This window comes from Ligilactobacillus pobuzihii E100301 = KCTC 13174, assembly GCF_000349725.1.
GTDB lineage: Bacteria > Bacillota > Bacilli > Lactobacillales > Lactobacillaceae > Ligilactobacillus > Ligilactobacillus pobuzihii.
The window spans coordinates 50,150-51,925 of the sequence record NZ_KB714689.1 but is presented as its reverse complement, the minus strand read 5'-3'; the positions used below and the strand labels follow the sequence as shown (position 1 = coordinate 51,925).

1 protein-coding gene and 1 pseudogene are annotated in these 1,776 nt (G+C 42.2%); one reads left to right on the top strand and one right to left on the bottom strand.

What is annotated here, in order from left to right:
* Window positions 1-670 (bottom strand): metallophosphoesterase family protein (locus LACPOB_RS11675; protein ID WP_051056366.1); only part of this gene is annotated, 670 nt, incomplete at its 3' end.
* 234 nt (window positions 671-904) lie between these two features.
* Between LACPOB_RS11675 and LACPOB_RS11670 the strand changes: the two are divergent.
* Window positions 905-1,776, top strand: a pseudogene (locus tag LACPOB_RS11670) (cation:proton antiporter); the annotation flags it as partial.

Below are 1,776 nucleotides of genomic sequence, written 5' to 3'. Positions count from 1 at the left end.
AAGGTGCGCGCCTAAAGTCGACGTCATCGAGACCATTTTCAGAGATTGTCAACAAGACATAACTAGCGGCGCGATTTTTCAATAGTTTGGCTCGCGGATCCCACGGACGTCCCACGGATCCTGGATTCAAGATGATCTGTCCGCTTGAGGTGTAGCGCCACAAGGGGCTATGAATGTGGGCAAAAATTGCCACATCGATATCTTGATCTAAGGCTAGCTGGTTAAAATTGACCTGAGCTTGATCTGGGTAAAGAGTGTGTCCGTGATTTTGATCAGGTAAATTATGTGTTAAAGAAAAAACTAATGGACCAACTTCTTTGTGTCCAGTCATGGGTAATTTTTTGAGTGCTGCTTGGTGTTTTTGACTTAAATGTTCACTATCGTATTTAGCTAGCATAGTGAAGTACACCGCTAGTGAATCATGCTTTATATCATAGTTTGGTTGAATTAATTCTAAGTTAAAGTTATCTTCCCAGTTTCCTAATAAAACTTGGGTCAAATTGATCTGATCTAAAATTTGCATGCATTCCTCAGAATTTCCCCCGCCCACGACCATGTCTCCTAAGGACCAAAATTCGTCGGCGCCTTGTTTTAAAGCATCTGAAACTGCTGCCTGCAAGGCGGTTGCGTTGCCATGGCTGTCTGAGATCACTGCAATTTTTTGCTGCATACCTAAAGCCTCCAGTAATAACTTCTATCCAGTTAAGCATAATTAAGAAGTTGGTAAAAGTCAAAGCTGTAGTTTGGTGATTGTTTGTCAACGAGACTAATGATAGAATATTATCTAATCAAATAAATTCGGTTGGAGCCGCGGCTTTCAAGAATCGAGTCCTAGTTTGGGTTGCTAGGATGGCTTGGAGGCGGGCTTTTTTGTGTGATATGAATTGTGAAGGGATAGATGAATGTGGAAGCAATTGGTAGTTTATGTTTAATTTTATTGGCGACAGCTATAGCGGGACATTTTAGTGCACGTTTAAATTTTCCGCCCGTGATCGGTCAGCTGTTGATCGGTGTGATCGTTGGACCAGCAGTTTTGAATTGGATCCATCCTGGTAATTTTGTTGAGATTTTCTCCGAGGTCGGGGTCGTGATCTTAATGTTTATTGGTGGTTTGGAAAGTGATTTAGGCTTATTGAAAAAATATCTGGCTCCTAGTTTGCTAGTGGCAGTTGCTGGTATGATCTTTCCAATTGTAGGGGCTTATTTGGTTGGGCACTTTTTTGGCTTGGATCAAATGGAAAACATGTTTTTGGGTGTGATTTTTGCTGCCACCTCAGTTTCGATCTCTGTTGAAGTTTTGAAAAATATGCGCCAGTTGGATACCCCAGAGGGAACTACGATCTTGGGAGCAGCCGTAGTCGATGATGTTTTATCGATCATTGTATTGAGTGTTTTAGTTAGTTTGGCTGGGAATAAATTAAATTCAGGCGATCAAATGTCGCTTGGCTTGAGTTTGCTATTACAAGTGGGCTTTTTCATTTTATTATTTGTCATCAGTCGCTGGTGTGTCCCACAGTTAATGTCTTTGGGTGCCAAATGGTTAGTGCCAGTTTCTGAGACTGTGATGGCCCTGATCTTGTGTTTGGGTGCTGCGTATTTGGCAGAAAAAGTCGGTTTAAGTAGCGCGATCGGTGCCTTTTTTGCAGGCTTAGCAATCGGTCAAACAGATTTCCGCAAAGAAATCGACCGGCAAATCGAGCCCGTTGGTTACGCTGTATTTATACCTGTTTTCTTTGTCAGTGTGGGACTCAACATGACTTTTACTGGTTTAGTGGC